This window comes from Enterobacter cloacae complex sp. ECL352, assembly GCF_020149545.1.
GTDB lineage: Bacteria > Pseudomonadota > Gammaproteobacteria > Enterobacterales > Enterobacteriaceae > Enterobacter > Enterobacter asburiae_B.
The window spans coordinates 2128463-2153530 of the sequence record NZ_CP083709.1 but is presented as its reverse complement, the minus strand read 5'-3'; the positions used below and the strand labels follow the sequence as shown (position 1 = coordinate 2153530).

Annotated in this window: 25 protein-coding genes; 19 read left to right on the top strand and 6 right to left on the bottom strand. The window is 57.1% G+C overall.

Annotation, left to right across the window (positions count from 1 at the left end):
* Positions 1–32: 32 nt before the first annotated feature.
* The 3 genes from uvrD to corA all read left to right on the top strand — a co-directional run bounded on the left by uvrD (position 33) and on the right by corA (position 3503).
* Entirely contained in the window at positions 33–2195 is a 2163-nt protein-coding gene (uvrD, locus tag LBF07_RS10540) for a DNA helicase II (protein WP_033146899.1), read from the top strand.
* A gap of 149 nt (positions 2196–2344) precedes the next feature.
* Positions 2345–2401, top strand: coding sequence for a YsgD/CorL family protein (gene ysgD, locus LBF07_RS10535; protein WP_212743980.1), 57 nt, complete (start codon positions 2345–2347; stop codon positions 2399–2401).
* Positions 2402–2552: 151 nt separating this feature from the next.
* On the top strand, positions 2553–3503 hold the full coding sequence (gene corA, locus LBF07_RS10530) for a magnesium/cobalt transporter CorA (protein WP_008501540.1): 951 nt from the start codon (positions 2553–2555) through the stop codon (positions 3501–3503).
* Positions 3504–3586: 83 nt separating this feature from the next.
* Here corA and rarD read toward each other — a convergent pair whose 3' ends face one another.
* Together rarD and yigI are read right to left on the bottom strand one after the other, a co-directional pair.
* On the bottom strand, positions 3587–4483 hold the full coding sequence (gene rarD / locus LBF07_RS10525; protein ID WP_023309622.1) for an EamA family transporter RarD: 897 nt from the start codon (positions 4481–4483) through the stop codon (positions 3587–3589).
* Between the two features lie 51 nt (positions 4484–4534).
* Complete coding sequence (gene yigI, locus LBF07_RS10520) at positions 4535–5002, bottom strand: acyl-CoA thioesterase YigI (protein ID WP_008501538.1); 468 nt, start codon at positions 5000–5002, stop codon at positions 4535–4537.
* A gap of 163 nt (positions 5003–5165) precedes the next feature.
* Here yigI and pldA point away from each other — a divergent pair, with 163 nt between their 5' ends.
* From pldA to rhtC, 3 genes are all read left to right on the top strand, one after another.
* The gene (pldA, locus tag LBF07_RS10515; protein ID WP_023333803.1) at positions 5166–6035 is read left to right on the top strand and encodes a phospholipase A; all 870 of its coding nucleotides are present in this window, start codon (positions 5166–5168) and stop codon (positions 6033–6035) included.
* 90 nt (positions 6036–6125) lie between these two features.
* The gene (gene recQ / locus LBF07_RS10510; RefSeq protein WP_029741834.1) at positions 6126–7955 is read left to right on the top strand and encodes an ATP-dependent DNA helicase RecQ; all 1830 of its coding nucleotides are present in this window, start codon (positions 6126–6128) and stop codon (positions 7953–7955) included.
* A 61-nt stretch (positions 7956–8016) separates the two neighbouring features.
* Positions 8017–8637: a threonine export protein RhtC gene (rhtC, locus tag LBF07_RS10505; RefSeq protein ID WP_025757538.1), complete on the top strand. Its 621-nt coding sequence runs from the start codon at positions 8017–8019 to the stop codon at positions 8635–8637.
* Here rhtC and rhtB read toward each other — a convergent pair.
* Entirely contained in the window at positions 8634–9254 is a 621-nt protein-coding gene (gene rhtB / locus LBF07_RS10500) for a homoserine/homoserine lactone efflux protein (protein ID WP_008501533.1), read from the bottom strand. The two genes, rhtC and rhtB, sit on opposite strands and share 4 nt — an antisense overlap.
* A 110-nt stretch (positions 9255–9364) precedes the next feature.
* On the opposite strand from rhtB, the gene pldB reads away from it, so the two are divergent.
* The 3 genes from pldB (at position 9365) to LBF07_RS10485 (ending at position 12171) form a co-directional block, all read left to right on the top strand.
* Positions 9365–10357, top strand: a complete 993-nt coding sequence (pldB, locus tag LBF07_RS10495) for a lysophospholipase L2 (protein ID WP_033146896.1) — start codon at positions 9365–9367, stop codon at positions 10355–10357.
* A 31-nt stretch (positions 10358–10388) separates the two neighbouring features.
* Positions 10389–11189 (top strand): sugar/pyridoxal phosphate phosphatase YigL, encoded by an 801-nt coding sequence (yigL, locus tag LBF07_RS10490; RefSeq protein WP_029741831.1) that lies wholly within the window; start codon positions 10389–10391, stop codon positions 11187–11189.
* 82 nt (positions 11190–11271) lie between these two features.
* Positions 11272–12171, top strand: a complete 900-nt coding sequence (locus tag LBF07_RS10485; RefSeq protein WP_094935545.1) for a carboxylate/amino acid/amine transporter — start codon at positions 11272–11274, stop codon at positions 12169–12171.
* On the opposite strand, the gene metR is transcribed toward LBF07_RS10485, so the two are convergent.
* Positions 12059–13012, bottom strand: a complete 954-nt coding sequence (gene metR / locus LBF07_RS10480) for an HTH-type transcriptional regulator MetR (protein WP_033146893.1) — start codon at positions 13010–13012, stop codon at positions 12059–12061. The two genes, LBF07_RS10485 and metR, sit on opposite strands and share 113 nt — an antisense overlap.
* A gap of 115 nt (positions 13013–13127) precedes the next feature.
* Between metR and metE the strand changes: the two genes are divergently transcribed.
* Entirely contained in the window at positions 13128–15389 is a 2262-nt protein-coding gene (gene metE, locus LBF07_RS10475) for a 5-methyltetrahydropteroyltriglutamate--homocysteine S-methyltransferase (RefSeq protein WP_033146892.1), read from the top strand.
* Between the two features lie 46 nt (positions 15390–15435).
* Here the strand turns inward: metE and LBF07_RS10470 are convergent, their stop codons facing one another.
* Positions 15436–16242, bottom strand: coding sequence for a dienelactone hydrolase family protein (locus tag LBF07_RS10470; protein WP_023333795.1), 807 nt, complete (start codon positions 16240–16242; stop codon positions 15436–15438).
* Positions 16243–16497: 255 nt separating this feature from the next.
* Here LBF07_RS10470 and udp point away from each other — a divergent pair, with 255 nt between their 5' ends.
* The 9 genes from udp to tatD all read left to right on the top strand — a co-directional run bounded on the left by udp (position 16498) and on the right by tatD (position 24408).
* Complete coding sequence (gene udp / locus LBF07_RS10465) at positions 16498–17259, top strand: uridine phosphorylase (protein ID WP_003860792.1); 762 nt, start codon at positions 16498–16500, stop codon at positions 17257–17259.
* Positions 17260–17398: 139 nt separating this feature from the next.
* Positions 17399–18856, top strand: a complete 1458-nt coding sequence (gene rmuC / locus LBF07_RS10460; protein ID WP_033146890.1) for a DNA recombination protein RmuC — start codon at positions 17399–17401, stop codon at positions 18854–18856.
* A 66-nt stretch (positions 18857–18922) separates the two neighbouring features.
* Positions 18923–19678: a bifunctional demethylmenaquinone methyltransferase/2-methoxy-6-polyprenyl-1,4-benzoquinol methylase UbiE gene (gene ubiE, locus LBF07_RS10455; protein ID WP_023309612.1), complete on the top strand. Its 756-nt coding sequence runs from the start codon at positions 18923–18925 to the stop codon at positions 19676–19678.
* Positions 19679–19691: 13 nt separating this feature from the next.
* Positions 19692–20297, top strand: coding sequence for a ubiquinone biosynthesis protein UbiJ (ubiJ, locus tag LBF07_RS10450; protein ID WP_094935547.1), 606 nt, complete (start codon positions 19692–19694; stop codon positions 20295–20297).
* Positions 20294–21934: a ubiquinone biosynthesis regulatory protein kinase UbiB gene (gene ubiB, locus LBF07_RS10445; protein ID WP_094935548.1), complete on the top strand. Its 1641-nt coding sequence runs from the start codon at positions 20294–20296 to the stop codon at positions 21932–21934. The genes ubiJ and ubiB overlap by 4 nt, the downstream gene beginning before the upstream one ends.
* 76 nt (positions 21935–22010) lie before the next feature.
* A complete protein-coding gene (gene tatA / locus LBF07_RS10440) occupies positions 22011–22265 on the top strand; it encodes a Sec-independent protein translocase subunit TatA (protein WP_024908000.1) in 255 nt (84 codons plus the stop codon).
* Between the two features lie 3 nt (positions 22266–22268).
* Entirely contained in the window at positions 22269–22811 is a 543-nt protein-coding gene (gene tatB / locus LBF07_RS10435; RefSeq protein ID WP_047059130.1) for a Sec-independent protein translocase protein TatB, read from the top strand.
* Between the two features lie 2 nt (positions 22812–22813).
* Positions 22814–23584: a Sec-independent protein translocase subunit TatC gene (tatC, locus tag LBF07_RS10430; protein WP_023309607.1), complete on the top strand. Its 771-nt coding sequence runs from the start codon at positions 22814–22816 to the stop codon at positions 23582–23584.
* 41 nt (positions 23585–23625) lie between these two features.
* The gene (tatD, locus tag LBF07_RS10425) at positions 23626–24408 is read left to right on the top strand and encodes a 3'-5' ssDNA/RNA exonuclease TatD (protein ID WP_094935549.1); all 783 of its coding nucleotides are present in this window, start codon (positions 23626–23628) and stop codon (positions 24406–24408) included.
* Here tatD and rfaH read toward each other — a convergent pair.
* Positions 24405–24896, bottom strand: a complete 492-nt coding sequence (gene rfaH / locus LBF07_RS10420; RefSeq protein WP_033146887.1) for a transcription/translation regulatory transformer protein RfaH — start codon at positions 24894–24896, stop codon at positions 24405–24407. The two genes, tatD and rfaH, sit on opposite strands and share 4 nt — an antisense overlap.
* Positions 24897–25068 lie beyond the last annotated feature (172 nt).

The following is a 25068-nucleotide window of genomic DNA, read 5'->3' as shown; positions in this document are numbered from 1 at the left end:
GCTGTGTTCCTGAATACTATGTGACGGTGCCAATGGACGTTTCTTACCTGCTCGACAGCCTTAATGACAAACAGCGTGACGCGGTTGCCGCCTCGCGCACCAACATGCTGGTGCTGGCTGGGGCGGGCAGTGGTAAGACGCGCGTGCTGGTTCACCGTATCGCCTGGCTGCAGAGCGTGGAGAACTGCTCCCCGTACTCCATCATGGCGGTGACGTTTACCAACAAGGCGGCAGCAGAGATGCGCCACCGTATCGCTCAGCTGATGGGCACCAGCCAGGGCGGCATGTGGGTTGGCACCTTCCACGGCCTGGCGCACCGCCTGCTGCGCGCGCACCATATGGACGCCAACCTGCCGCAGGATTTCCAGATCCTCGACAGCGAAGACCAGCTCCGCTTGCTGAAGCGCCTGATCAAGGCGATGAACCTCGACGAGAAGCAGTGGCCGCCGCGTCAGGCGATGTGGTACATCAACGGCCAGAAGGACGAGGGGCTGCGCCCGCACCACATTCAGAGCTTCGGCAACCCGGTCGAGCAGACCTGGCAGAACGTCTACAAGGCCTATCAGGAAGCGTGCGATCGCGCCGGCCTGGTGGATTTCGCCGAGCTGCTGCTGCGCGCCCACGAGCTGTGGCTCAACAAGCCGCACATCCTGCAGCACTACCGCGAACGCTTCACCAATATCCTGGTGGACGAATTCCAGGATACCAACAACATCCAGTACGCGTGGATCCGCCTGCTGGCCGGTGATACCGGCAAGGTGATGATCGTGGGCGACGATGACCAGTCGATCTACGGCTGGCGCGGGGCGCAGGTGGAGAATATCCAGCGCTTCCTCAACGATTTCCCCGGCGCGGAAACCATCCGTCTGGAGCAGAACTACCGTTCAACCAGCAACATCCTGAGCGCGGCCAACGCCCTCATTGAGAACAACAACGGGCGTCTGGGTAAAAAGCTGTGGACCGATGGCGTCGACGGCGAACCGATTTCGATTTACTGCGCCTTCAACGAGCTCGACGAAGCCCGCTTCGTGGTGAACCGCATCAAAACCTGGCAGGACAACGGCGGCGCGCTGGAGCAGTGCGCCATTCTCTACCGCAGCAACGCCCAGTCGCGCGTGCTGGAAGAGGCGCTGCTGCAGGTGAGCATGCCGTACCGCATTTATGGCGGCATGCGATTCTTCGAACGTCAGGAAATCAAAGATGCGCTGTCGTATCTGCGCCTCATTGCGAACCGTAACGACGACGCGGCGTTTGAACGCGTGGTCAATACGCCGACCCGCGGGATTGGCGACCGCACGCTGGACGTTGTGCGTCAGGCCTCGCGCGATCGCCAGCTGACGCTGTGGCAGGCGTGCCGCGAGCTGCTGCAGGAAAAAGCGCTTGCCGGACGTGCCGCCAGCGCATTACAGCGCTTCCTTGAGCTGATTGACGCCCTGGCGCAGGAAACCGCCGACATGCCGCTGCACGTGCAGACCGACCGGGTGATTAAAGACTCCGGCCTGCGAACCATGTACGAGCAGGAGAAAGGCGAGAAGGGCCAGACCCGTATTGAGAACTTAGAGGAACTGGTCACGGCAACGCGCCAGTTCAGCTACAACGAAGAAGACGAAGATCTGATGCCGCTGCAGGCGTTCCTCTCCCACGCCGCGCTGGAAGCGGGTGAAGGGCAGGCGGACACCTGGCAGGATGCGGTTCAGCTGATGACCCTGCACTCCGCCAAAGGCCTGGAGTTCCCGCAGGTGTTTATTGTCGGGATGGAAGAGGGGATGTTCCCGAGCCAGATGTCGCTGGATGAAGGCGGACGTCTGGAAGAGGAGCGTCGTCTGGCCTACGTGGGCGTGACGCGCGCGATGCAAAAGCTGACGCTAACCTACGCCGAAACCCGCCGCCTGTACGGCAAAGAGGTTTATCACCGTCCGTCGCGCTTCATCGGCGAGCTGCCGGAAGAGTGCGTGGAAGAGGTGCGTCTGCGGGCGAGCATCAGCCGTCCGGTCAGCCATCAGCGCATGGGCTCGCCAATTGCGGAAACCGACACCGGCTACAAGCTAGGCCAGCGCGTGCGCCATTCGAAGTTTGGCGAAGGCACCATTGTGAATCTGGAAGGCAGCGGCGAGCACAGCCGCCTGCAGGTGGCGTTCCAGGGGCAGGGGATCAAATGGCTGGTGGCGGCCTATGCGAAGCTGGAAACAGTCTAACATTCAGAAAAATATCATTATTTTGTAATAATCTGCTAGCCTTATACAGCGAAGGTCAATTAATGCCCTTCAGCGTTCCGTTGCGTGTTGACGCCATAGTTATAGCTGGCGTAACATGCGCGCACGATTACGCTAAGAGGACATTCGCCTTGGACACACCCAGTAGATACTGGCTCAATTCCCTGTCATCCAGGAACAACTCCTAAGGCTATCTCCTCTTGCTGATGGCCTTAGTGGTTGTCAGCGACCTGCATTATTCCCGTCGCGCTGAGTCAGGCTGTTTAATGGTCTGAAACCCAATTTGTTTCTGTGTGCCCACCGAACTGTCCGATATTTTTTGCATTGGGAGTCCCGGTCATGTTGAGCGCATTTCAACTCGAAAATAACCGACTGACTCGGCTTGAAGCCGAAGAGTCACAGCCCCTCATTGATGCCGTATGGGTGGATCTGGTCGAGCCGGACGACGATGAACGCCTTCGCGTACAATCTGAACTGGGGCAAAGCCTGGCAACCCGCCCGGAACTGGAAGACATCGAAGCATCCGCGCGTTTTTTTGAAGACGAAGACGGTCTGCATATTCACTCCTTCTTCTTCTTTGAAGATGCGGAAGACCACGCGGGTAACTCCACCGTGGCGTTTACCATTCGCGACGGCCGTCTGTTTACCCTGCGCGAGCGCGAGCTGCCGGCATTCCGCCTCTATCGCATGCGCGCCCGCAGCCAGGCAATGGTGGACGGTAACGCTTACGAGCTGCTGCTCGATCTGTTCGAGACCAAAATTGAACAGCTGGCGGACGAAATTGAAAACATCTATAGCGATCTGGAAAAGCTGAGCCGCGTGATCATGGAAGGCCATCAGGGTGATGAGTACGACGAAGCGCTCTCCACGCTGGCGGAGCTGGAAGATATCGGCTGGAAGGTGCGCTTGTGTCTGATGGATACACAGCGCGCGCTGAACTTCCTGGTGCGCAAGGCGCGTCTGCCGGGCGGTCAGCTGGAGCAGGCGCGGGAGATTTTACGAGATATCGAATCCCTGCTGCCGCACAACGAATCCCTGTTCCAGAAGGTGAACTTCCTGATGCAGGCGGCGATGGGCTTTATCAACATCGAGCAGAACCGCATCATCAAGATCTTCTCGGTAGTGTCCGTGGTGTTCCTGCCGCCGACGCTGGTGGCGTCCAGCTATGGGATGAACTTTGAGTTTATGCCGGAGCTGAAGTGGAGCTTTGGCTACCCGGGGGCGATTATCTTCATGATCCTCGCGGGGCTGGCGCCGTATCTGTACTTTAAGCGCCGGAACTGGCTGTAAAAATCTGGCGGGTGGCGCTTCGCTAACCCGCCCTACGATCGAATTCCCTCTCCCAGTGGGAGAGGGTTAGGGTGAGGGCAACATCACAACCCTTTGCGCACCCTGCGCTGGGTATAAATCGCATCCGCAACAAAGATTGCCAGCGCCACCCAGATAAAGGCGAACGTCACCATCTTATCCGCCCCCGGCACCTCACCGTAGAACACCACCGCCAACAGGAACATCAGCGTCGGGCCAATGTACTGGAAGAAGCCCAGCGTGGAGAGACGCAGGCGCGTCGCGGCACCGGTGAAGCACAGCAGTGGAATGGTGGTCACCACGCCCGCTGCCATCAGCATCAGGTTCAGCGACCACGGGTTGCTGCCCATATGACTGGTGGCGCTGTCGGCGATGCCGAAGAGATAAATCGCCGCCACGGGCAGCAGCCACAGGGTTTCAAACAGCATCCCCGTCTGCGCTTCCACCGCAATCTTCTTACGCACCAGGCCGTAGAACGCAAAGCTGAACGCCAGGCCGAGGGCAATAATCGGCAGCGAGCCGAAGGTCCAGAGCTGCACCAGTACGCCGCAGAAGGCCAGAATCACCGCCACCCACTGCATCCGGCGGAAGCGCTCACCGAGGAAAATCATCCCCAGCACGATATTCACCAGCGGGTTAATGAAGTACCCCAGGCTCGCTTCGAGCATGTGATGGTTATTCACCGCCCAGATAAACAGCAGCCAGTTGCCGCCAATCAGCACCGCGGAGAGCGCCAGCAGGAAAATCTTTTTCGGGGTTTGCAGCAGCGTTTTGACACCCGACCACTGACGGCTGAGGCTCATCAGTGCAATCATAAAGAAGAATGACCAGATAACACGGTGAGTCAGGATCTCATCGGCCGGAACGTAGGCGATAAGCTTGAAATACGCCGGGGCGATACCCCAAATAAAATAAGCGGCAAGGGCGAGTAAAACGCCCTGCCGCGTCTGTTTAGCATCCATCGGGAAAATCCGTTACAAAAAAGTGAATTAATTTTACCCGATTTTGCCGCCTCAACCCACCATATAAGTGGCGGTTGCGCTGGCGATATACACCTGCTCTTCGTTGTGTAATTCAACGCGCGCCACGGCAACTTTATTTCCCGCGCGCAGCAGGCTGCTGGTACAGGTAAAGCGATTTCCGCGCCCCGGGCGAAGATAGTCGACGCGCAAATCAATCGTGCCCATGCGCGCCAGACGCTGGCGGAGTTCATCTTCGTTGATGGTGTCATGGCGGGTCAGCGTGCTGCCCACGCAGACCAGACCTGCCGCCACGTCCAGCGCGGAGGCAATCACGCCGCCGTGCAAAATACTTTGCGCCCAGTTACCCACCATCATCGGCTGGTTGTTGAAGCTCAGCTGGGCAAAATCTTTCTCGTAACGCTCCAGCTCCAGTCCCAGCGCGCGGTTAAACGGCATATGGTAAACAAAAATCTCGCCCACGAGTTTTAACACTTCTTCGGCGGTAAGCATGGCTGACATGAGGCATCACATCCTTATTGTTAACGAAATGTTGATTTTATGCCTCGGCAACAAGGAATTCCACTTTCAGAAACGAGGATGCAGCAGTTGTCGCAGAAGTCTGTAGAATGTTCGCCACATAACTATTCAGCTAATTTTACTCTTTTGCAGGAGAACACCACCGATGCGGACGTATCTGGCCTGGTTACTGGCGGCGGTTGCGCTGCCCCTCACAGCATATGCGCAGGAAGCGACGATCAAAGAGGTGCATGATAAACCTGCCGTTCACGGTAGCATTATCGCGAACCTTCTTCAGGAGCATGACAATCCGTTCACGCTCTATCCGTATGACACCAACTACGTGATTTATACCCAGACCAGCGATCTCAACAAAGAGGCGATAAGCTCCTATAACTGGTCTGATAATGCCCGTAAAGATGAGGTGAAGTTCCAGCTCAGCCTCGCGTTCCCGTTCTGGCGCGGTATTCTGGGGCCGAACTCGGTGCTCGGGGCGTCTTACACGCAGAAATCCTGGTGGCAGCTCTCTAACAGCGGAGAATCCTCGCCGTTCCGTGAAACCAACTATGAGCCGCAGCTGTTCCTCGGTTTTGCAACGGATTATGAGTTTGCGGGCTGGACGCTGCGTGACGTCGAAGTGGGCTTTAACCACGATTCCAACGGTCGCTCTGACCCGACATCCCGCAGCTGGAACCGTGCCTATACGCGTCTGATGGCGCAGAACGGTAACTGGATGGTGGAAGTGAAGCCGTGGTATGTGGTGGGCGAAACCGATGACAACCCGGATATCACCAAATATATGGGCTACTACCAGCTCAAAGTCGGCTATCAGTTGGGTGATGCCGTGCTCAGCGCCAAAGGCCAGTACAACTGGAACACCGGCTACGGCGGTGCGGAAGTGGGCTTAAGCTATCCAATGACGAAGCATGTCCGCATCTATACTCAGGTGTACAGCGGTTACGGCGAGTCGCTTATCGATTACAACTTCAACCAGACTCGCGTCGGCGTGGGCGTGATGCTGAACGATATTCTCTAGGCTGTTCGAATGTTTTTGCGTTAAACGTTGAAGTTTCTCTCTCAGGCGCTGAAAATAGCGCCTGTTTCATTTCTGGCATATGGGGTTAACGTGGCGCAGGCGGAAGTATTGAATCAGGAGTCGCTGGCTAAACAGGTTTTGCATGAAACCTTTGGCTACCAGCAGTTCCGCCCCGGCCAGGAAACCATCATTGAAACGGTGCTGGAAGGTCGTGATTGCCTGGTGGTGATGCCGACCGGTGGCGGCAAGTCCCTTTGTTATCAGGTGCCCGCGCTGGTGCTTAACGGCCTGACGGTCGTGGTATCCCCCCTTATTTCTCTGATGAAAGACCAGGTTGACCAGCTGCTCGCCAACGGCGTGGCGGCGGCCTGTCTCAACTCGACCCAAACCCGGGAGCAGCAGCAAGAGGTGATGGCCGGTTGTCGTACCGGGCAGATCCGCCTGCTGTATATCGCGCCGGAACGCCTGATGCTGGATAACTTCCTCGACCACCTGGCGCACTGGAATCCGGTCCTGCTGGCGGTGGATGAAGCGCACTGTATTTCCCAGTGGGGACACGATTTCCGCCCGGAATACGCGGCCCTCGGCCAGCTGCGTCAGCGCTTCCCCGAGCTGCCGTTTATGGCGCTTACCGCCACGGCGGATGACACCACCCGTCTGGACATCGTTCGTCTGCTCGGGCTGAACGACCCCTATATTCAGGTCAGCAGCTTCGACCGCCCTAACATCCGCTATATGCTGATGGAAAAATTCAAGCCGCTGGATCAGCTCCTGCGCTACGTCCAGGAGCAGCGCGGCAAGTCCGGCATCATCTACTGTAACAGCCGTGCGAAGGTGGAAGACACCGCCGCGCGTCTGCAAAACCGCGGCTTTAGCGCCGCCGCCTATCACGCCGGATTAGAGAACCACATCCGCGCCGACGTGCAGGAGAAATTCCAGCGCGATGACCTGCAGATCGTGGTCGCAACGGTGGCGTTTGGGATGGGGATCAACAAGCCCAACGTGCGCTTTGTGGTGCACTTCGACATCCCGCGCAATATCGAATCCTACTATCAGGAAACCGGCCGCGCCGGGCGTGACGGTCTGCCTGCGGAAGCGATGCTGTTTTACGATCCGGCCGATATGGCGTGGCTGCGCCGCTGTCTGGAAGAGAAGCCGCAGGGACAGCTGCAGGATATCGAGCGCCACAAGCTCAACGCGATGGGCGCGTTTGCCGAAGCGCAAACCTGCCGTCGTCTGGTTCTGCTCAACTACTTTGGTGAAGGGCGCCAGGAGCCGTGCGGCAACTGCGATATCTGCCTCGATCCTCCGAAACAGTACGATGGCCTGATGGACGCGCGTAAAGCGCTCTCGACCATTTACCGTGTGAATCAACGCTTCGGGATGGGCTACGTGGTGGAGGTGCTGCGCGGCGCCAATAACCAGCGTATCCGCGATATGGGCCACGACAAGCTGCCCGTCTACGGTATTGGCAAGGAGCAGAGCCACGAACACTGGGTGAGTATCATTCGTCAGCTGATCCACCTCGGCTTCGCCACGCAGAACATTGCCCAGCACTCCGCCCTGCAGCTGACTGAGGCGGCGCGTCCGGTCCTGCGCGGTGACGTTGAACTCAAGCTCGCCGTGCCGCGCGTCATCGCCCTGAAGCCACGCGTGATGCAGAAATCCTACGGCGGCAACTACGACCGCAAGCTGTTTGCCAAACTGCGCAAGCTGCGTAAGGCCATCGCCGACGAAGAAAACATCCCGCCTTACGTGGTGTTCAACGACGCGACGCTGATCGAGATGGCCGAGCAGATGCCGCTCAGCGCCAGCGAGATGCTCAGCGTCAACGGCGTGGGAACGCGCAAGCTGGAGCGCTTCGGTAAAGAGTTTATGGCGCTCATCCGCTCTCACGCCGACGGTGATGATGAGGAGTAGTCAGCCGGGCGAAAAAGTGCCAGGATGATGACTCACTAAATTATTTCCCCGCGAGCTAATTATGTTAATGCTATTTCTCACCGTGGCGTTAGTGCACATCGTTGCGCTGATGAGCCCCGGCCCGGACTTTTTCTTCGTATCACAAACGGCCGTCAGCCGCTCCCGCAAAGAGGCGATGATGGGCGTGCTCGGTATCACCATGGGCGTTATGGTCTGGGCGGCCGTTGCGCTGCTCGGTCTGAACCTTATCCTGGCGAAGATGGCCTGGCTGCATAACATCATTATGGTCGGCGGCGGGCTGTACCTGTGCTGGATGGGCTACCAGATGCTGCGCGGGGCGCTGAAGAAAGAAGAGAAAAAACCGCAAGAGCCGAAGGTGGAGCTGGCTACGGGCGGCCGCAGCTTTGTAAAAGGGCTGCTGACCAATCTGGCGAACCCAAAAGCGATTATCTATTTCGGCTCGGTGTTCTCGCTGTTTGTCGGCGATAGCGTCGGCGCGGGCGCACGCTGGGGCATCTTCCTGCTGATCGTCGTTGAAACCTTTGCCTGGTTTACCATCGTGGCCAGCCTGTTCGCCTTACCGGCGATGCGCCGCGGCTACCAGCGTATCGCGAAGTGGATTGACGGCTTCGCCGGCGCGCTGTTCGCCGGCTTCGGCATTCATCTCATCATTTCTCGCTAAGCGTGACGCGCTGACGCAAGCAGCGCGCCAACCAGCATAAACAGCGAACCAAAGACTTTATTCAGGGCCTTCATCTGCTTAGGCCCTTTAATCCACGCCGCAATTCGCTGCGCCAGCGTCGCGTAACCAATCATCACGATGATGTCGACGATAATGGTGGTCGCGCCGAGCACCACGTACTGCATCACCTGCGGCTGATGCGGAACGATAAACTGCGGGAACAGCGCGGCGAGGAAAACGATGCTCTTCGGGTTGGTCAGGTTGACGAACACCGCACGCTTAAACAGATGGCCGCGGTTTTGCGTCTGAGCCAGCGTATTCAGGTTGATGGAGCCTGCCGCGCGCCACTGCTGGATGCCGAGCCAAATCAGATACGCTGCCCCGGCCCATTTCAGCACCTCAAAGGCCAGCACGGAGCGGGAGAACAGGGTCCCCAGACCGATCCCGACCAGCACAATATGAATGCCCAGCCCGGTCTGCAAACCGGCAATCGACGCTGCCGCACCGCGGTAGCCGTGGTTGATGGAGGTGGTCATGGTGTTAATAGCACCCGAACCCGGAGAAAGGCTGAGGATAATGGATGTCAGCAGGTAGGCGAACCACCATTCGAAGGTCATTTGAAACTCCCGAACCGTCTATTTTTATGCCACAATACGCTATTATTGAGTCATTTTGTGACCGGTGACGAAAAAAACGATATTCCCTGGATTACGTGAGTGGAAACCCAATGTTTCAGCAGAAAAAGGACTGGGAAACACGAGAAAACGCTTTTGCTGCTTTCTCTATGGGGCCGCTGACCGATTTCTGGCGGCAGCGTGAGGAAGATGAGTTTACGGGCATCGGGGGCGTCCCGGTGCGTTTCGTTCGTTTCCGAAATGAAAAAAATGACCGGGTGATTGTGGTCTGCCCTGGGCGTATTGAAAGTTACGTTAAATACGCCGAGCTGGCCTATGACCTGGTCCATATGGGGTTCGATGTCCTGATCATCGACCATCGTGGACAGGGGCTGTCCGGACGTATGCTGCCGGACACGCACCGTGGGCACGTCGATCGCTTCAGCGATTACGTCGATGATTTTGCCGCGTTCTGGCAGCAGGACGTTCAGCCTGGCCCCTGGCGCAAGCGGTATATTCTTGCGCACTCCATGGGCGGCGCCATTTCGACGCTGTTTTTGCAGCGTTACGCGCACCAGTGCGACGCCATTGCGCTCACCGCGCCGATGTACGGTATCGTCATCCGTTTTCCTGACTGGATGGTGCGCCATCTTCTTGACTGGGCTGAGGGCCATCAGCGCATTCGTGAAGGTTATGCCATTGGCACAGGACGCTGGCGCGCGCTGCCGTTCGCCATCAACGTCTTAACCCACAGCCGGCAGCGTTATCGCCGCAACCTGCGCTTTTATGCCGATGAACCGCGCTTGCGCGTCGGCGGCCCGACCTGGCACTGGGTGCGGGAGGGGATTCTGGCCGGTGAGCAGGTGCTGGCGGGCGTAGGCGATGATGACACGCCGACGCTTCTGATCCAGGCGGAAGAAGAGCGTGTGGTGGATAACCGCATGCATGACCGCTATTGTGAACTGCGCGCTGCAGCCGGTCACCCTTGTGAAGGGGGTAAACCGCTGGTCATTAACGGCGCGTTCCATGAGATCCTTTTTGAAAAGGACGCTATGCGCTCAGTCGCGCTTAACGCCATTGTTGAATTTTTCAACAGGCATAATTGATTCTTGTTTTCCACCAGAGGTTGAAATCCCTATGTACCAGGTTGTTGCATCTGATTTAGATGGCACGCTGCTTTCCCCCGACCACACCCTGTCGCCTTACGCGAAAGAGACCTTAAAACTCCTGACTGCCCGTGGCGTGAACTTTGTGTTCGCCACCGGCCGCCACCACGTGGACGTGGGGCAGATCCGCGATAATCTTGAGATCAAATCGTACATGATCACCTCCAACGGTGCGCGCGTGCATGATACCGACGGCAACCTGATCTTTACCCACAACCTGGATCGCGATATTGCCGCCGATCTGTTTGGCGTGGTGCATAACAACCCGGCTATCGTCACTAATGTTTACCGCGACGACGACTGGTTTATGAACCGCCACCGCCCGGACGAAATGCGTTTCTTCAAGGAAGCGGTATTCAACTACTCCCTTTACGAACCTGGCCTGCTGGAGCCGGAAGGGATCAGCAAGGTGTTCTTCACCTGTGACAGCCACGAAGAGCTGCTCCCGCTGGAACAGGCGATCAACGCCCGCTGGGGCGATCGCGTCAACGTGAGCTTCTCAACCCTGACCTGTCTGGAAGTAATGGCGGGAGGCGTCTCTAAAGGTCACGCGCTGGAAGCGGTTGCGAAACGTCTGGGCTTCGGGCTGAAAGACTGTATCGCCTTCGGTGACGGCATGAACGACGCCGAGATGCTTTCGATGGCGGGCAAGGGCTGCATCATGCAGAACGCGCACCAGCGTCTGAAGGATCTGCACCCTGAGCTGGAAGTGATTGGTTCTAACGCTGACAACGCGGTACCGAAGTATCTGCGCAAACTGTTCCTTGAATAATCTTCATTCGGTTGTTTATTGCTCAGTTGTCAACTAAAGAGTTCGCTACAATGCCTCTCCTTCTTTCTGAGAGACAAGCATTGTGGCGCTACTCATTATCACCACTATCCTGTGGGCCTTCTCCTTTAGCCTGATTGGCGAATACCTTGCCGGTTCGGTCGACAGCTACTTCTCGGTGCTGATGCGCGTGGGGCTGGCGGCGCTGGTGTTCCTGCCGTTTCTGCGCGCGCGCGGGCAATCGCTGAAAACGATTGTGCTGTATATGCTGGTGGGAGCGATGCAGCTCGGCATCATGTATTTGTTCAGCTTCCGGGCCTACGTCTACCTGTCCGTCTCTGAATTCCTGCTCTTTACCGTGCTGACGCCGCTCTATATCACGCTGATTTATGACCTGCTCAGCAGACGCCGTCTGCGCTGGGGATACCTGCTGAGCGCCGCGCTGGCGGTGATCGGCGCGGCGATTATTCGCTATGACAAAGTCAGCGATCACTTCTGGACCGGGCTGATGTTCGTCCAGCTTGCCAACATCAGCTTCGCCATCGGCATGGTGGGCTACAAACGCCTGATGGAAACCCGCCCGATGCCGCAGCATAACGCGTTTGCCTGGTTCTATATGGGCGCCGCGATTGTCGCGGTGGTGGCGTGGTTTATGCTCGGTAATCCGCAAAAGCTGCCGACCACCGCCGTGCAGTGGGGCGTTCTGGTCTGGCTGGGCGTAGTGGCGTCAGGGCTGGGGTACTTCATGTGGAACTACGGCGCTACGCAGGTAGACGCCGGTACGCTGGGGATCATGAACAACGTGCATGTCCCGGCAGGGCTGCTGGTCAATCTCGCCATCTGGCAGCAACAGCCGCACTGGCCGAGCTTCCTTATTGGGGGAGCGGTGATCCTGGCTTCGCTGTGGGTCCATCGCCGATGGGTCGCTCCGCGCTCCGCACAAACGGAAGATGGTCGCACGCGTGGTTCCGCGCTGAGCGAATAAACGCCTCCGTAATCGGCTGACGCTGCTCGCCATCGCGCACGGCGGCGTACAGTCGGCTCCACAGTCCTTCACCCAGGGTTTTGGTCTGCACCAGACCCTGGCGTTCAAAACTCTCCACCACCCAGTGCGGCAGCGCCGCGATACCCATTCTGGCCGCCACCATCTGAATCAGCAGCAGGGTGTTATCCACGCTTTTCAGCTGCGGGCTAATGCCTGCCGGCTGCAGGAAGTGGCGCCAGATATCCAGGCGGCTGCGCTGCACCGGATAAATCAGCAGCGTTTCTGTCGCCAGGTCTTCCGGCGTGACGCGCGTTTTGGCGGCCAGCGGGTGGTCCGGCGCCAGCACCAGGCGCACTTCATAATCAAACATCGGCGAATAGTGCAGGCCGCTGCGCGGCAGGATGTCAGAGGTCATGACCAGATCCAGCTCGCCCTGCTGCAGCGACGGCTGCGGGTCAAAGGTCACACCGGATTTGAAGTCCATCTCCACCTGCGGCCACTTCTGGCGGAAGTTTTCAAGCGCGGGGGTCAGCCACTGAATACAGCTGTGGCACTCAATGGCGATGCGCAGTTTGGTCTGCTGCGGTTCGTTACACGCCTGCAGCGCGCTCGCGATTTGCGGCAGTACCTGATTCGCCAGCTGAAGAAGAATTTCACCCTGCGGCGTAAAGCGTAGCGGCTGGCTCTTACGCACAAAAAGACGGAAGCCGAGGCGTTGTTCCAGATCGCTGAACTGGTGAGAAAGGGCGGACTGGGTCTGGTGCAGCGTGGCCGCAGCCGCCGCGAGCGAACCGCAGTTCCGCAACGCTTGTAGCGTTTTCAGGTGTTTAATCTCGATCATGAAAGTCCTTCACTTCGCCATGAACATATTGCGCTTGAGGAATATACAGTACCTGCCAATTATAGAAGTGTAAACATCTGGACGTCTAAATAACGAATTTCACAAGGGGCACACCATGACAATCCGCAATCACACTCTCGGTTTCCCTCGCGTCGGCCTGCGTCGCGAGCTGAAAAAAGCGCAAGAAAGCTACTGGGCGGGTAATGCCACCCGTGAAGAACTGCTGGCGGCAGGACGCGAGCTGCGCGCCCGCCACTGGGATCAGCAAAAACAGGCGGGCATTGACCTGCTGCCGGTGGGCGATTTCGCCTGGTACGACCATGTTCTGACGACCAGCCTGCTGCTTGGCAACGTGCCGGCTCGTCATCAGAACAAAGATGGATCGGTAGATATCGATACCCTGTTCCGCATCGGCCGTGGCCGCGCGCCGACGGGTGAGCCAGCGGCAGCGGCGGAAATGACCAAGTGGTTTAACACCAACTATCACTATATGGTGCCGGAGTTCGTCAAAGGTCAGCAGTTCAGGCTGGCCTGGACGCAGCTTCTGGACGAAGTGGATGAAGCGCTGGCGCTGGGCCACCAGGTGAAGCCGGTGCTGCTCGGGCCGGTAACGTACCTGTGGCTGGGCAAAGTAAAGGGCGAGCCGTTTGACCGACTCAGCCTGCTGAAGGATATTCTGCCGGTCTACAAACAGGTACTGAGTGAGCTGGGCAAACGCGGCATTCAGTGGGTGCAAATCGACGAACCGGCGCTGGTGCTTGAGCTGCCGCAGGATTGGCTCGATGCCTTCAAACCGGCGTATGACGCGCTCACCGGTCAGGTAAAACTCCTGCTGACGACCTATTTTGAAGGCGTGACGCCGAACCTGAAGACCATTACCGCGCTGCCGGTCCAGGGCCTGCACGTTGACCTCGTACACGGTAAAGATGATGTGGCGGAGCTGCACAAGCGTTTGCCAGCGGACTGGCTGCTCTCTGCCGGGCTGATCAACGGCCGTAACGTCTGGCGCGCCGATCTCACCGAGAAATACGCGCAAATCAAAGACATCGTCGGCAAACGTGAGCTGTGGGTGGCCTCGTCCTGTTCGCTGCTGCACAGCCCGATCGATCTGAGCGTAGAGACCCGTCTGGATGCCGAGGTGAAAAGCTGGTTTGCTTTCGCCCTGCAAAAATGTGAAGAGCTGACGCTGCTGCGCGACGCGCTGAACAGCGGCGACACGGCGGCGATTACCGAATGGAGCGCGCCGACCCAGGCGCGCCGTCACTCGGCGCGCGTGCACAACCCGGCGGTGGAAAAACGCCTGGCGGCCATCACCGCCCGGGACAGCCAGCGGCAGAGCCCGTACGAGGTGCGCGCCGAAGCGCAGCGCGCCCGCTTCAATCTGCCCGCGTGGCCAACAACGACGATCGGTTCTTTCCCGCAAACTACGGAGATCCGCGGCCTGCGCCTGGACTTTAAAAAGGGCAATCTGGATGCGAATCACTACCGCACCGGCATCGCGGAACACATCAAGCAGGCGATTATCGAGCAGGAACGCCTGGGGCTGGACGTGCTGGTGCACGGCGAGGCCGAGCGTAACGACATGGTGGAATACTTCGGTGAGCACCTGGACGGCTTTGTCTTTACCCAGAACGGCTGGGTGCAGAGCTACGGCTCACGCTGCGTGAAGCCGCCGGTGGTTATCGGTGACGTCAGCCGCCCGGAAGCGATCACCGTGGAGTGGGCGAAGTATGCCCAGTCCCTGACCGACAAGCCGGTAAAAGGGATGCTCACCGGTCCGGTGACCATTCTCTGCTGGTCGTTCCCGCGTGAAGACGTGACTCGTGAAACCATTGCCAAACAGATCGCCCTGGCGCTGCGTGATGAGGTGGCGGATCTGGAAGCGGCAGGCATTGGCATTATTCAGATTGACGAACCGGCCCTGCGCGAAGGCTTGCCGCTGCGCCGCAGCGACTGGGATGCCTACCTGCAGTGGGGCGTGGAGGCGTTCCGCATCAACGCCGCGGTGGCGAAGGACGACACCCAGATCCACACCCACATGTGTTACTGCGAATTCAACGACATCATGGATTCGATTGCCGCGCTGGATGCCGACGTGATCACCATCGAGACCTCGCGTTCAGACATGGAGCTGCTGGAGTCGTTTGAAGAGTTCGACTACCCGAATGAAATCGGGCCGGGCGTGTACGACATTCACTCCCCGAACGTGCCGAGCGTGGAGTGGATTGAAGCCCTGCTGAAAAAAGCGGCCCAGCGCATTCCGGCAGAGCGCCTGTGGGTGAACCCGGACTGCGGACTGAAAACCCGCGGCTGGCCGGAGACGCGCGCGGCGCTGGCGAACATGGTGAAGGCGGCGCAAAACTTGCGTCAGGCTTGATGATGCGTAGGCCCGGTAAGGCATAGCCGCCACCGGGCTTTTTTTATTACGCTTTCTTACCGCCGTACTGGCTAAACCACGCCAGCATTCTTTGCCAGCCATCTTTGGCTGATTCTGCGTGATAGCTCGGACGATAATCGGCGTTAAACGCGTGCCCGGCATCCGGATACACCACGATCTCTGCCTTCGCATTGGCCGCACGGAGCGCATGGCGCATGGTCTCTACCGAATCCAGAGAAATACCGGTGTCCTGACCGCCGTAAAGCCCTAACACGGGGGCGTTTAGCTCCGTGGCGATATCGACGGGATGTTTCGGTGAATTCAGCGTTTTCTCACCCACCAGTTTGCCGTACCAGGCGACAGCGGCTTTGAGCTGCGGGTTATGCGCGGCATACAGCCAGCTAATGCGTCCACCCCAGCAGAAACCCGTGACCAGCAGACGATGCGGATCGCCGCCGTTGCGCGCCGCCCAGCTGGCGACGTGGTCGAGATCGGCCAGCACCTGCGCGTCCGGGACTTTGCTCACCAGGTTGCTGAGCAGTGTTGGAATATCGCTGTAGTCGTTCGGATCGCCCTGACGGAAGTAGAGCTCTGGCGCAACGGCCAGATACCCTTCCAGCGCCAGTCGGCGGCAGAGGTCGCGAATGTGTTCGTGAACACCAAATATCTCCTGAATCACAATCACGATGGGCAGCGGACCGTCTGCTGATTTTGGCCGTGCGTGATAAGCAGGCATATTCTCCCCCTGCGAGGGAATGGAGGTCTCGCCCGCGGTAATTGCCGCTTCTGGCGTCGACACGATGGTTGAAGCATGTGGGGCCGCAGCAGGTGCAAAACCGGTTTTTTCAGTCATGGCATTCTCCGTACCAATGAGTTAGCGCAAAGGTAAATATAGACACCAGGTTAACAACTCACAGTGCCTTAAACGGTCTATCTTTTGTGCAGCACCTGGCGTTATAACTTGTTAATGTGATGTGAATCACTTTTTTATGGAAATTCAATGTAATAATTTTCATTCATGGTGAGGTGTGTCACGAAAATATGCTTACTGCTTCTGTAAAGTACCGTTTTACTTCTTCTGACTAACCGACCCACAGAGGAGTCACCTATGTCTAAGTCTGATGTTTTTCATCTCGGCCTCACCAAAAACGATTTACAAGGGGCTACGCTCGCTATCGTCCCTGGCGATCCTGAGCGTGTGGAAAAGATCGCCGCGCTGATGGATAAGCCGGTCAAGCTGGCTGCCCATCGTGAGTTCACCACCTGGCGCGCAGAGCTGGATGGCAAAGCGGTGATCGTGTGCTCTACCGGTATCGGTGGTCCGTCTACGTCTATTGCTGTTGAAGAGCTGGCACAGCTGGGCATCCGTACTTTCCTGCGTATCGGCACCACCGGCGCTATCCAGCCGCACATCAACGTCGGCGACGTGCTGGTCACGACCGCGTCCGTTCGTCTGGACGGCGCAAGCCTGCACTTTGCACCGATGGAATTCCCGGCAGTGGCTGATTTCGAATGCACCACCGCGCTGGTTGAAGCCGCGAAATCCGTGGGCGCAACCACCCACGTGGGCGTCACCGCCTCTTCCGACACCTTCTACCCGGGCCAGGAGCGTTACGACACCTTCTCAGGCCGCGTGGTTAGCCGTTTCAAAGGCTCAATGGAAGAGTGGCAGTCCATGGGCGTGATGAACTACGAAATGGAATCCGCAACGCTGCTGACCATGTGCGCAAGCCAGGGTCTGCGTGCCGGTATGGTGGCGGGCGTGATCGTCAACCGCACCCAGCAGGAGATCCCGAACGCCGAAACCATGAAGCAGACCGAAAGTCATGCAGTGAAAATCGTGGTGGAAGCAGCGCGTCGCCTGATCTAATCCTCTCTTCTGAAATCAAAGGCCGACGCGTTCGGCCTTTATTTTTTGCGTAGCGCCTCGCAGGAAAACCCTTTCAAACTGGACGTTTATACAGCACAATTCTATTTTGTGCGGGTAATACGTTGATGCAGGGGGCATTGTGGATATCTCAATCCTGATTTACGCGGTGATTGCGCTGGTGGGCTTAGGGGTTGGCTGGCTAATTTCCAGCTACCAGCATGCACAGCAGAAGGCCGACCAGCTGGCCGAGCGAGAAGAGATGGTCGCCGATTTAAGCGCGACAAAACAGCAGCTTGCTTTGAGCGAACACTGGCGCGACGAGTGCGAACTGCTCAACAACGAGCTGCGTAACCTGCGAGACATTAACACCTCGCTGGAGGCCGATCTCCGCGAAGTCACTACCCGCCTTGAATCCACCCAGCTGCATGCGGAAGACAAAATCCGCCAGATGATCAACAGCGAGCAGCGCCTCAGCGAACAGTTTGAGAACCTCGCCAACCGAATTTTTGAGCACAGCAACCGCCGCGTTGACGAACAGAACCGCCAGAGCCTGAACAGCCTGCTGACGCCGCTGCGCGAACAGCTGGACGGTTTTCGCCGTCAGGTGCAGGACAGCTTTGGTCAGGAAGCCCGCGAGCGACACACGCTGGCGCATGAGATTCGCAATCTTCAGCAGCTGAATGCGCAAATGGCGCAGGAAGCGGTCAACCTGACCCGCGCGCTGAAAGGGGATAACAAAACCCAGGGCAACTGGGGAGAAGTGGTGCTGACCCGCGTGCTGGAGGCCTCTGGTCTGCGCGAAGGATACGAATACGAAACGCAGGTGAGTATCGAAAACGATGCCCGCTCGCGTATGCAGCCGGATGTCATCGTGCGGCTGCCTCAGGGTAAAGATGTGGTGATTGACGCCAAAATGACGCTGGTGGCGTATGAACGCTACTTTAATGCGGACGATGACTACACCCGCGAGTCTGCGCTGCAGGAGCACATTGCCTCCGTGCGTAATCATATTCGCCTGCTTGGCAGAAAAGACTACCAGCAGCTGCCGGGTCTGCGCTCGCTGGACTATGTCCTGATGTTCATCCCGGTAGAACCCGCGTTCCTGCTGGCACTCGACAGACAGCCTGAACTTATCACCGAAGCGCTCAAAAATAACATTATGCTGGTCAGCCCCACCACGCTGCTGGTGGCGTTACGCACCATTGCGAACCTGTGGCGCTATGAGCACCAGAGCCGCAACGCGCAGCAGATTGCCGATCGCGCCAGCAAGCTGTACGACAAAATGCGCCTCTTCGTGGACGACATGTCTTCAGTCGGGCAGAGCCTGGATCGTGCGCAGGATAACTACCGCCAGGCGATGAAAAAACTCGCCTCCGGACGCGGCAATCTGCTGGCACAGGCTGAATCATTCCGCAGCCTGGGGGTTGAGGTTAAACGCGAGATTAATCCGGAATTGGTCGAACAGGCCACCGCCCAGGACGACGAATTTCGCCTGCGAGAAGGTTCTGATGAACAAAATACAAACAGTGAAGACAACACGTTAGCGGCGGATTTGTCACCAGACGAGACTCCAGCGCGTTTCATTCGCGGTGGTTGAAACGTAGGGCAAACGCGCCCAATCTGTTACACTTCACGAACATTTTACTGATAAGCAGGCTCTGAGATGGCTGACGATTCACAAGACACAACGCACTTTGGCTTTCAGACTGTCGCCAAAGCGCAGAAAGCTGACATGGTGGCCCACGTATTTCATTCCGTGGCGGCGAAGTACGATGTGATGAATGACCTGATGTCGTTCGGCATTCATCGCTTGTGGAAGCGCTTCACCATTGACTGCAGCGGCGTACGTCGTGGACAAACGGTGCTGGATTTAGCCGGTGGCACGGGCGATTTAACCGCGAAATTCTCCCGTCTGGTGGGCGAAACCGGTCGCGTAGTTCTCGCCGATATTAATGACTCCATGCTGAAAATGGGACGCGAAAAGCTGCGTAACATCGGCGTGGTGGGGAATGTGGAGTATGTACAGGCAAATGCCGAAGCGCTGCCATTCCCGGACAATACCTTTGACTGCATCACGATCTCTTTCGGTCTGCGTAACGTGACCGATAAAGAAAAAGCGCTGCGCTCCATGTACCGCGTGCTGAAGCCGGGTGGACGTCTGCTGGTGCTCGAGTTCTCTAAACCGATCATTGAGCCGCTGAGCAAAGCCTACGACGCCTATTCCTTCCACGTGCTGCCGCGTATTGGTGAGCTGGTGGCTAACGACGCTGAAAGCTACCGCTATTTGGCGGAATCTATCCGTATGCACCCGGATCAGGACACATTAAAAGCCATGATGCAGGATGCAGAATTTGAAAATGTTGAATATTTCAACCTGACGGCGGGCGTCGTCGCGCTGCATCGCGGTTACAAATTCTGAGTGGAGGTGTCCCGTGCCCTTTAAACCCTTAGTCTCCGCAGGCGTCGAGAATGTACTGAACGCTTTTCTGTATCGCGCCCCGGCGCTGAAAGCTGCACGTCAGCGGCTTAACGGGAAGGTATTACGCATTGTTTTAAAAGAGTTATCGACGCCGCTTGTGCTGGTATTCAGCGAACGTCAGCTTGACGTTCTGGGGGCGTGGGAAGGTGAGGCCGACTGCTCGGTCATCACGCACATGAGCGTGCTGCCAAAACTGCGTGATCGCCAGCAGTTAACGGCGCTTATCCGCAGCGGTGAGCTGGAAGTGGAGGGCGACATTCAGGTCGTGCAGAACTTCGTTGCGCTCACCGATCTGGCGGAGTTCGATCCGGCGGAGCTGCTCGCGCCTTTTATCGGCGACATTGCCGCCGAAGGTATCGGGAAAGTCCTTCATGGTGGCGCCTCCTTTGTGCGTAAAAGCCTTCAGCGCCAGCAACGCTATGCGGCGGAAGTGCTGACTGAGGAGTGGCGAATGGCGCCCGGGCCACTGGAAGTTGCATGGTTTGCGGAAGAGACCGCTGCTGTTGAACGTGCAGTTGATGCGTTAACCAAACGGCTGGAAAAACTGGAGGGCAAATGACGCCTGGTGAAATTCGGCGCCTCTATTTTATTATTCGCACCTTTTTGAGCTACGGGCTCGACGAGCTTATCCCCAAAATGCGTATCACGCTGCCGCTTCGTATCTGGCGGCGGATGCTCTTCTGGATGCCCAATCGCCATAAAGGTCAACCGCTGGGTGAGCGTCTGCGCCTGGCGCTGCAGGAGCTCGGCCCGGTTTGGATTAAATTCGGGCAGATGCTGTCGACTCGCCGCGATCTCTTCCCGCCTCTGATTGCCGATGAGCTCGCGATGCTGCAGGATCGCGTTGCACCGTTTGACGGCGCGCGCGCGAAAAAGCAAATTGAAGAGGCGATGGGAAATGTCCCCGTCGAGACCTGGTTTGACGATTTCGATATTAAGCCACTGGCATCGGCCTCTATCGCGCAGGTGCACACCGCGCGTCTGAAAGAAAACGGCAAAGAAGTCGTTATTAAAGTCATTCGTCCGGACATCCTGCCAGTCATCAAAGCGGACATGAAGCTGATTTATCGGCTGGCGCGCTGGGTGCCACGCTTGCTGCCGGACGGGCGTCGCCTTCGTCCACTGGAAGTGGTGCGGGAATATGAAAAAACGCTGATTGATGAGCTTAACCTGCTGCGCGAATCGGCAAACGCCATTCAGCTGCGTCGCAACTTTGAAAACAGCCCGATGCTCTATGTACCTGAAGTCTATTCTGACTACTGCAGCCAGAATATGATGGTGATGGAGCGTATCTACGGTATTCCGGTTTCGGATGTGGTGGCCCTGGAGAAACAGGGAACGAACATGAAGCTCCTGGCTGAACGTGGCGTACAGGTCTTCTTTACCCAGGTGTTCCGCGACAGCTTTTTCCATGCGGACATGCATCCGGGCAATATCTTCGTAAGCTACGAGCATCCTGAGGATCCGAAGTATATCGGTATCGACTGCGGGATTGTGGGGTCGCTGAACAAGGAAGATAAACGGTATCTGGCTGAGAACTTCATCGCGTTCTTCAACCGCGACTACCGTAAGGTGGCCGAGCTGCACGTCGATTCCGGCTGGGTGCCGCCGGACACCAACGTCGAAGAGTTCGAGTTCGCGATCCGGACCGTTTGTGAACCTATTTTTGAAAAACCGCTGGCGGAAATTTCCTTCGGGCATGTGCTGTTAAACCTGTTCAACACGGCTCGCCGCTTTAATATGGAAGTTCAGCCACAGCTAGTTTTACTCCAGAAAACATTACTTTACGTTGAGGGTGTAGGCCGACAGCTCTATCCTCAGTTAGACTTGTGGAAGACCGCGAAACCTTTCCTTGAATCCTGGATTAAGGATCAGGTAGGCATTCCGGCGCTGGTGCGCTCGCTGAAAGAGAAAGGCCCGTTCTGGATAGAAAAAATGCCTGAAATTCCTGAACTGGTTTATGACAGTTTGCGTCAGAGCAAGAACCTTCAGCACAGCATGGATAAAATCGCCCGCGAACTTCAGTCCAGCCGCGTTCGCCAGGGGCAGTCACGCTATCTCTTTGGGATTGGCGCAACGCTGCTGCTGAGCGGTACGCTGCTGCTGATCAACCGTCCGGACTGGCAGATGATGCCCGCCTGGCTGATGGCTGGCGGAGTGGTAGTCTGGCTAGCAGGCTGGCGAAAAACGCACTGAGCGTGCGTCGCTATCGACGGGTTGCATACGTATAATGCGACCTGACTCTTTAATCATCTATCCCTGAGGAACATGTATGGGTGGTATCAGTATCTGGCAATTGTTGATCATTGCCGTCATCGTCGTGCTGCTGTTTGGCACCAAAAAGCTCGGTTCTATTGGTTCCGATCTGGGCGCGTCTATCAAAGGCTTCAAGAAAGCGATGAGCGATGATGAGAGCAAGCAGGATAAAACCAGCCAGGACGCTGACTTTACTGCTAAATCCATCGCCGACAAGCAAGAAGAAGCCAAAAAGGAAGACGCTAAACGCCACGATAAAGAGCAGGTGTAAGTCGTGTTCGACATTGGTTTTAGTGAGCTCCTGCTGGTCTTTGTGATTGGCCTGATTGTGCTGGGGCCGCAGCGTCTGCCGGTGGCAGTGAAAACCGTTGCGGGCTGGGTTCGTGCGCTGAGATCGCTGGCATCGACCGTTCAGAATGAACTGGCGCAGGAGCTTAAGCTGCAGGAATTTCAGGAAAGCCTGAAAAAGGTCGAGAAGGCGAGCATGGATAACCTGACGCCGGAACTGAAAGCGTCAATGGATGAGCTGCGCGAAGCGGCGGAATCGATGAAGCGCTCCTATAGCGTTAACGATCCTGAAAAAGCGAGCGATGAAGCGAACACCATCCATAACCCGGTGGTGAAGGGCAGCGAGGAGCAGCGCGAGGGCGTAACACCTGCCAGCGCTGAACATCAGGCTGCCGCGCCAGAACAGACGCCTCAGGAAACCGAAGTGAAAAAACAGGCGCAGCCGGAAGAGCCGGTAGCAAAAACGGCGGAAGTGAAGCCCGCTGCGTCCGTTTCCGAATCATCCCCCTCGTCGAGTGATAAAGCGTAAACATGGCAGTAGATGATACTCAACCGCTGATTACGCACCTCATTGAGCTGCGTAAGCGCCTGTTAAACTGCATTATTGCGGTTTTACTCATATTCCTGTGCCTGGTCTATTTTGCCAACGATATCTATCAGGTGGTCTCTGCACCGCTGATCAAGCAGATGCCGCTGGGCGCAACGATGATTGCAACAGACGTTGCTTCGCCGTTCTTTACCCCCATCAAGCTGACCTTCTGGGTGTCGTTGATTGCTTCTGCACCGGTCATTCTTTATCAGGTGTGGGCGTTTGTGGCGCCCGCGCTGTATAAGCATGAACGCAAGCTGGTTATCCCGCTGCTGGTGTCCAGCTCGCTGCTGTTCTATATCGGCATGGCGTTTGCCTATTTCGTTGTCTTCCCGCTGGCCTTCGGCTTCCTGACGCATACTGCGCCGGAAGGGGTCCAGGTGTCGACGGATATCGCCAGCTACCTCAGCTTTGTGATGGCGCTGTTTATGGCGTTTGGCGTGGCATTCGAAGTGCCGGTGGCCATTGTGCTGCTCTGCTGGGTAGGAGTAACGACCCCGGATGACCTGCGTAAGAAGCGTCCGTATATCCTTGTGGGCGCATTTGTTGTTGGCATGCTGCTGACACCGCCGGATGTGTTCTCGCAGACGCTGCTGGCCATACCGATGTACTGTCTGTTTGAGGTCGGCGTTTTCTTCTCGCGTTTCTACGTGGGTAAAGGACGTCGAGCGGATGACGAAGACGATACGTCCGACAAGACCACTGAAGAGTAAAACCAGCCGCCCGTCAGGGCGGTTGTTATATGGGGATTTGCATGTTTGATATCGGACTCAACCTGACCAGCTCGCAGTTTGCGAAAGATCGTGATGAGGTGGTTGCGCGCGCGTTTGCCGCCGGGGTGAAAGGACTGCTGCTGACGGGCACCAACCTGCATGAGAGCGAGCAGGCGCAGCAGCTGGCGCAACGATACGATCGCTGTTGGTCTACTGCTGGCGTGCATCCTCACGACAGCAGCCAGTGGACCGCGGAAAGTGGCGACACCCTGTACAGGCTGGCAAAGACGTCAGACGTTGTGGCTATCGGCGAATGCGGTCTCGATTTCAACCGTAACTTTTCCACGCCTGAAGAGCAGGAAAAGGCGTTTACTGCCCAGCTTGCGCTGGCGGCAGAGCTTGGAATGCCCGTGTTTATGCACTGCCGCGACGCGCATGAGCGTTTCCTGGCACTTCTGGATCCGTGGCTGGAGAAACTGCCCGGCGCGGTACTGCACTGCTTCACCGGTTCACGGCAGGAAGCGCTGGATTGCCTGAAGCGAGGGCTTTATCTGGGTATTACTGGCTGGGTGTGCGATGAGCGCCGCGGGCTTGAACTTCGTGAGCTGTTGCCGGTAATCCCGGCTGACCGGCTGCTCCTCGAAACCGATGCGCCTTATCTGCTACCGCGCGATATGAAGCCCAAACCGGCATCGCGGCGAAATGAGCCCGCGTATCTGGGGCACATTGTTGAGAGCGTCGCGAAGTGGCGCGAAGAGGATCCGCACTGGCTTTCGGCGCAGACGGATGACAACGTGCGTAATCTGTTCGGAATAAACGTTTAAAGCTTGCGGAAGTCGGTGTTTTTAACGCTCTGCAGCACCTGCTTGTTCAGCAGATTGAGCAACAGCATAGAGCGCGCTTCCCCGTCTGGCTCGGCAAAAATCGCCTGCAGGCCTTCGAAAGCGCCTTCGGTAATCACGACGCTATCGCCCGAGTAAGGAGTTTCGGGGTCGGTGATCCCTTCAGGCTGTTGATAAATTGACAGCTGATGAATGACCGTCGACGGAACCGTTGCCGGGTGGGCACCAAAACGAACGAAGTGGCTGACGCCGCGCGTTGCGCTGATGGTGGTGGTGTGGATGACTTCCGGGTCGAACTCCACAAACAGGTAGTTCGGGAACAACGGCTCACTGACGGTTGTGCGCTTCCCGCGCTGCATTTTTTCAAGCGTGATCACGGGTGTCAGGCAATTTACAGACTGACGTTCAAGATGTTCCTGCGCGCGCTGAAGTTGCCCGCGTTTGCAATACAGTAAATACCAGGCCTGCATAATCACTCTTTCCCTTAGTTCGGGGCGCAAGCATATCAAAACCCTGGCGGGATCGCTAAGTTGATTATAATGGGGGAAAATGGAACAGAACGCATAAGTTCACGCTTATTTAACAAAATTACAGCATCAAGCAGGCTTACGCCGTATAATGAAGCGCTTACAGAGAGGCCAT

Bases quoted from the DNA above. Each gene is read 5' to 3' on its own strand.
- ubiB (WP_094935548.1), top strand. From the start codon at position 20,294: ATGACGCCTGGTGAAATTCGGCGCCTCTATTTTATTATTCGCACCTTT.
- yigL (WP_029741831.1), top strand. From the start codon at position 10,389: ATGTACCAGGTTGTTGCATCTGATTTAGATGGCACGCTGCTTTCCCCC.
- pldA (WP_023333803.1), top strand. From the start codon at position 5,166: ATGCGGACGTATCTGGCCTGGTTACTGGCGGCGGTTGCGCTGCCCCTC.
- metR (WP_033146893.1), bottom strand. From the start codon at position 13,012: ATGATCGAGATTAAACACCTGAAAACGCTACAAGCGTTGCGGAACTGC.
- yigI (WP_008501538.1), bottom strand. From the start codon at position 5,002: ATGTCAGCCATGCTTACCGCCGAAGAAGTGTTAAAACTCGTGGGCGAG.
- rarD (WP_023309622.1), bottom strand. From the start codon at position 4,483: ATGGATGCTAAACAGACGCGGCAGGGCGTTTTACTCGCCCTTGCCGCT.
- ubiE (WP_023309612.1), top strand. From the start codon at position 18,923: ATGGCTGACGATTCACAAGACACAACGCACTTTGGCTTTCAGACTGTC.
- rhtC (WP_025757538.1), top strand. From the start codon at position 8,017: ATGTTAATGCTATTTCTCACCGTGGCGTTAGTGCACATCGTTGCGCTG.
- uvrD (WP_033146899.1), top strand. From the start codon at position 33: ATGGACGTTTCTTACCTGCTCGACAGCCTTAATGACAAACAGCGTGAC.
- rhtB (WP_008501533.1), bottom strand. From the start codon at position 9,254: ATGACCTTCGAATGGTGGTTCGCCTACCTGCTGACATCCATTATCCTC.
- metE (WP_033146892.1), top strand. From the start codon at position 13,128: ATGACAATCCGCAATCACACTCTCGGTTTCCCTCGCGTCGGCCTGCGT.
- corA (WP_008501540.1), top strand. From the start codon at position 2,553: ATGTTGAGCGCATTTCAACTCGAAAATAACCGACTGACTCGGCTTGAA.
- rfaH (WP_033146887.1), bottom strand. From the start codon at position 24,896: ATGCAGGCCTGGTATTTACTGTATTGCAAACGCGGGCAACTTCAGCGC.
- udp (WP_003860792.1), top strand. From the start codon at position 16,498: ATGTCTAAGTCTGATGTTTTTCATCTCGGCCTCACCAAAAACGATTTA.
- tatC (WP_023309607.1), top strand. From the start codon at position 22,814: ATGGCAGTAGATGATACTCAACCGCTGATTACGCACCTCATTGAGCTG.
- pldB (WP_033146896.1), top strand. From the start codon at position 9,365: ATGTTTCAGCAGAAAAAGGACTGGGAAACACGAGAAAACGCTTTTGCT.
- tatA (WP_024908000.1), top strand. From the start codon at position 22,011: ATGGGTGGTATCAGTATCTGGCAATTGTTGATCATTGCCGTCATCGTC.
- LBF07_RS10470 (WP_023333795.1), bottom strand. From the start codon at position 16,242: ATGACTGAAAAAACCGGTTTTGCACCTGCTGCGGCCCCACATGCTTCA.
- tatD (WP_094935549.1), top strand. From the start codon at position 23,626: ATGTTTGATATCGGACTCAACCTGACCAGCTCGCAGTTTGCGAAAGAT.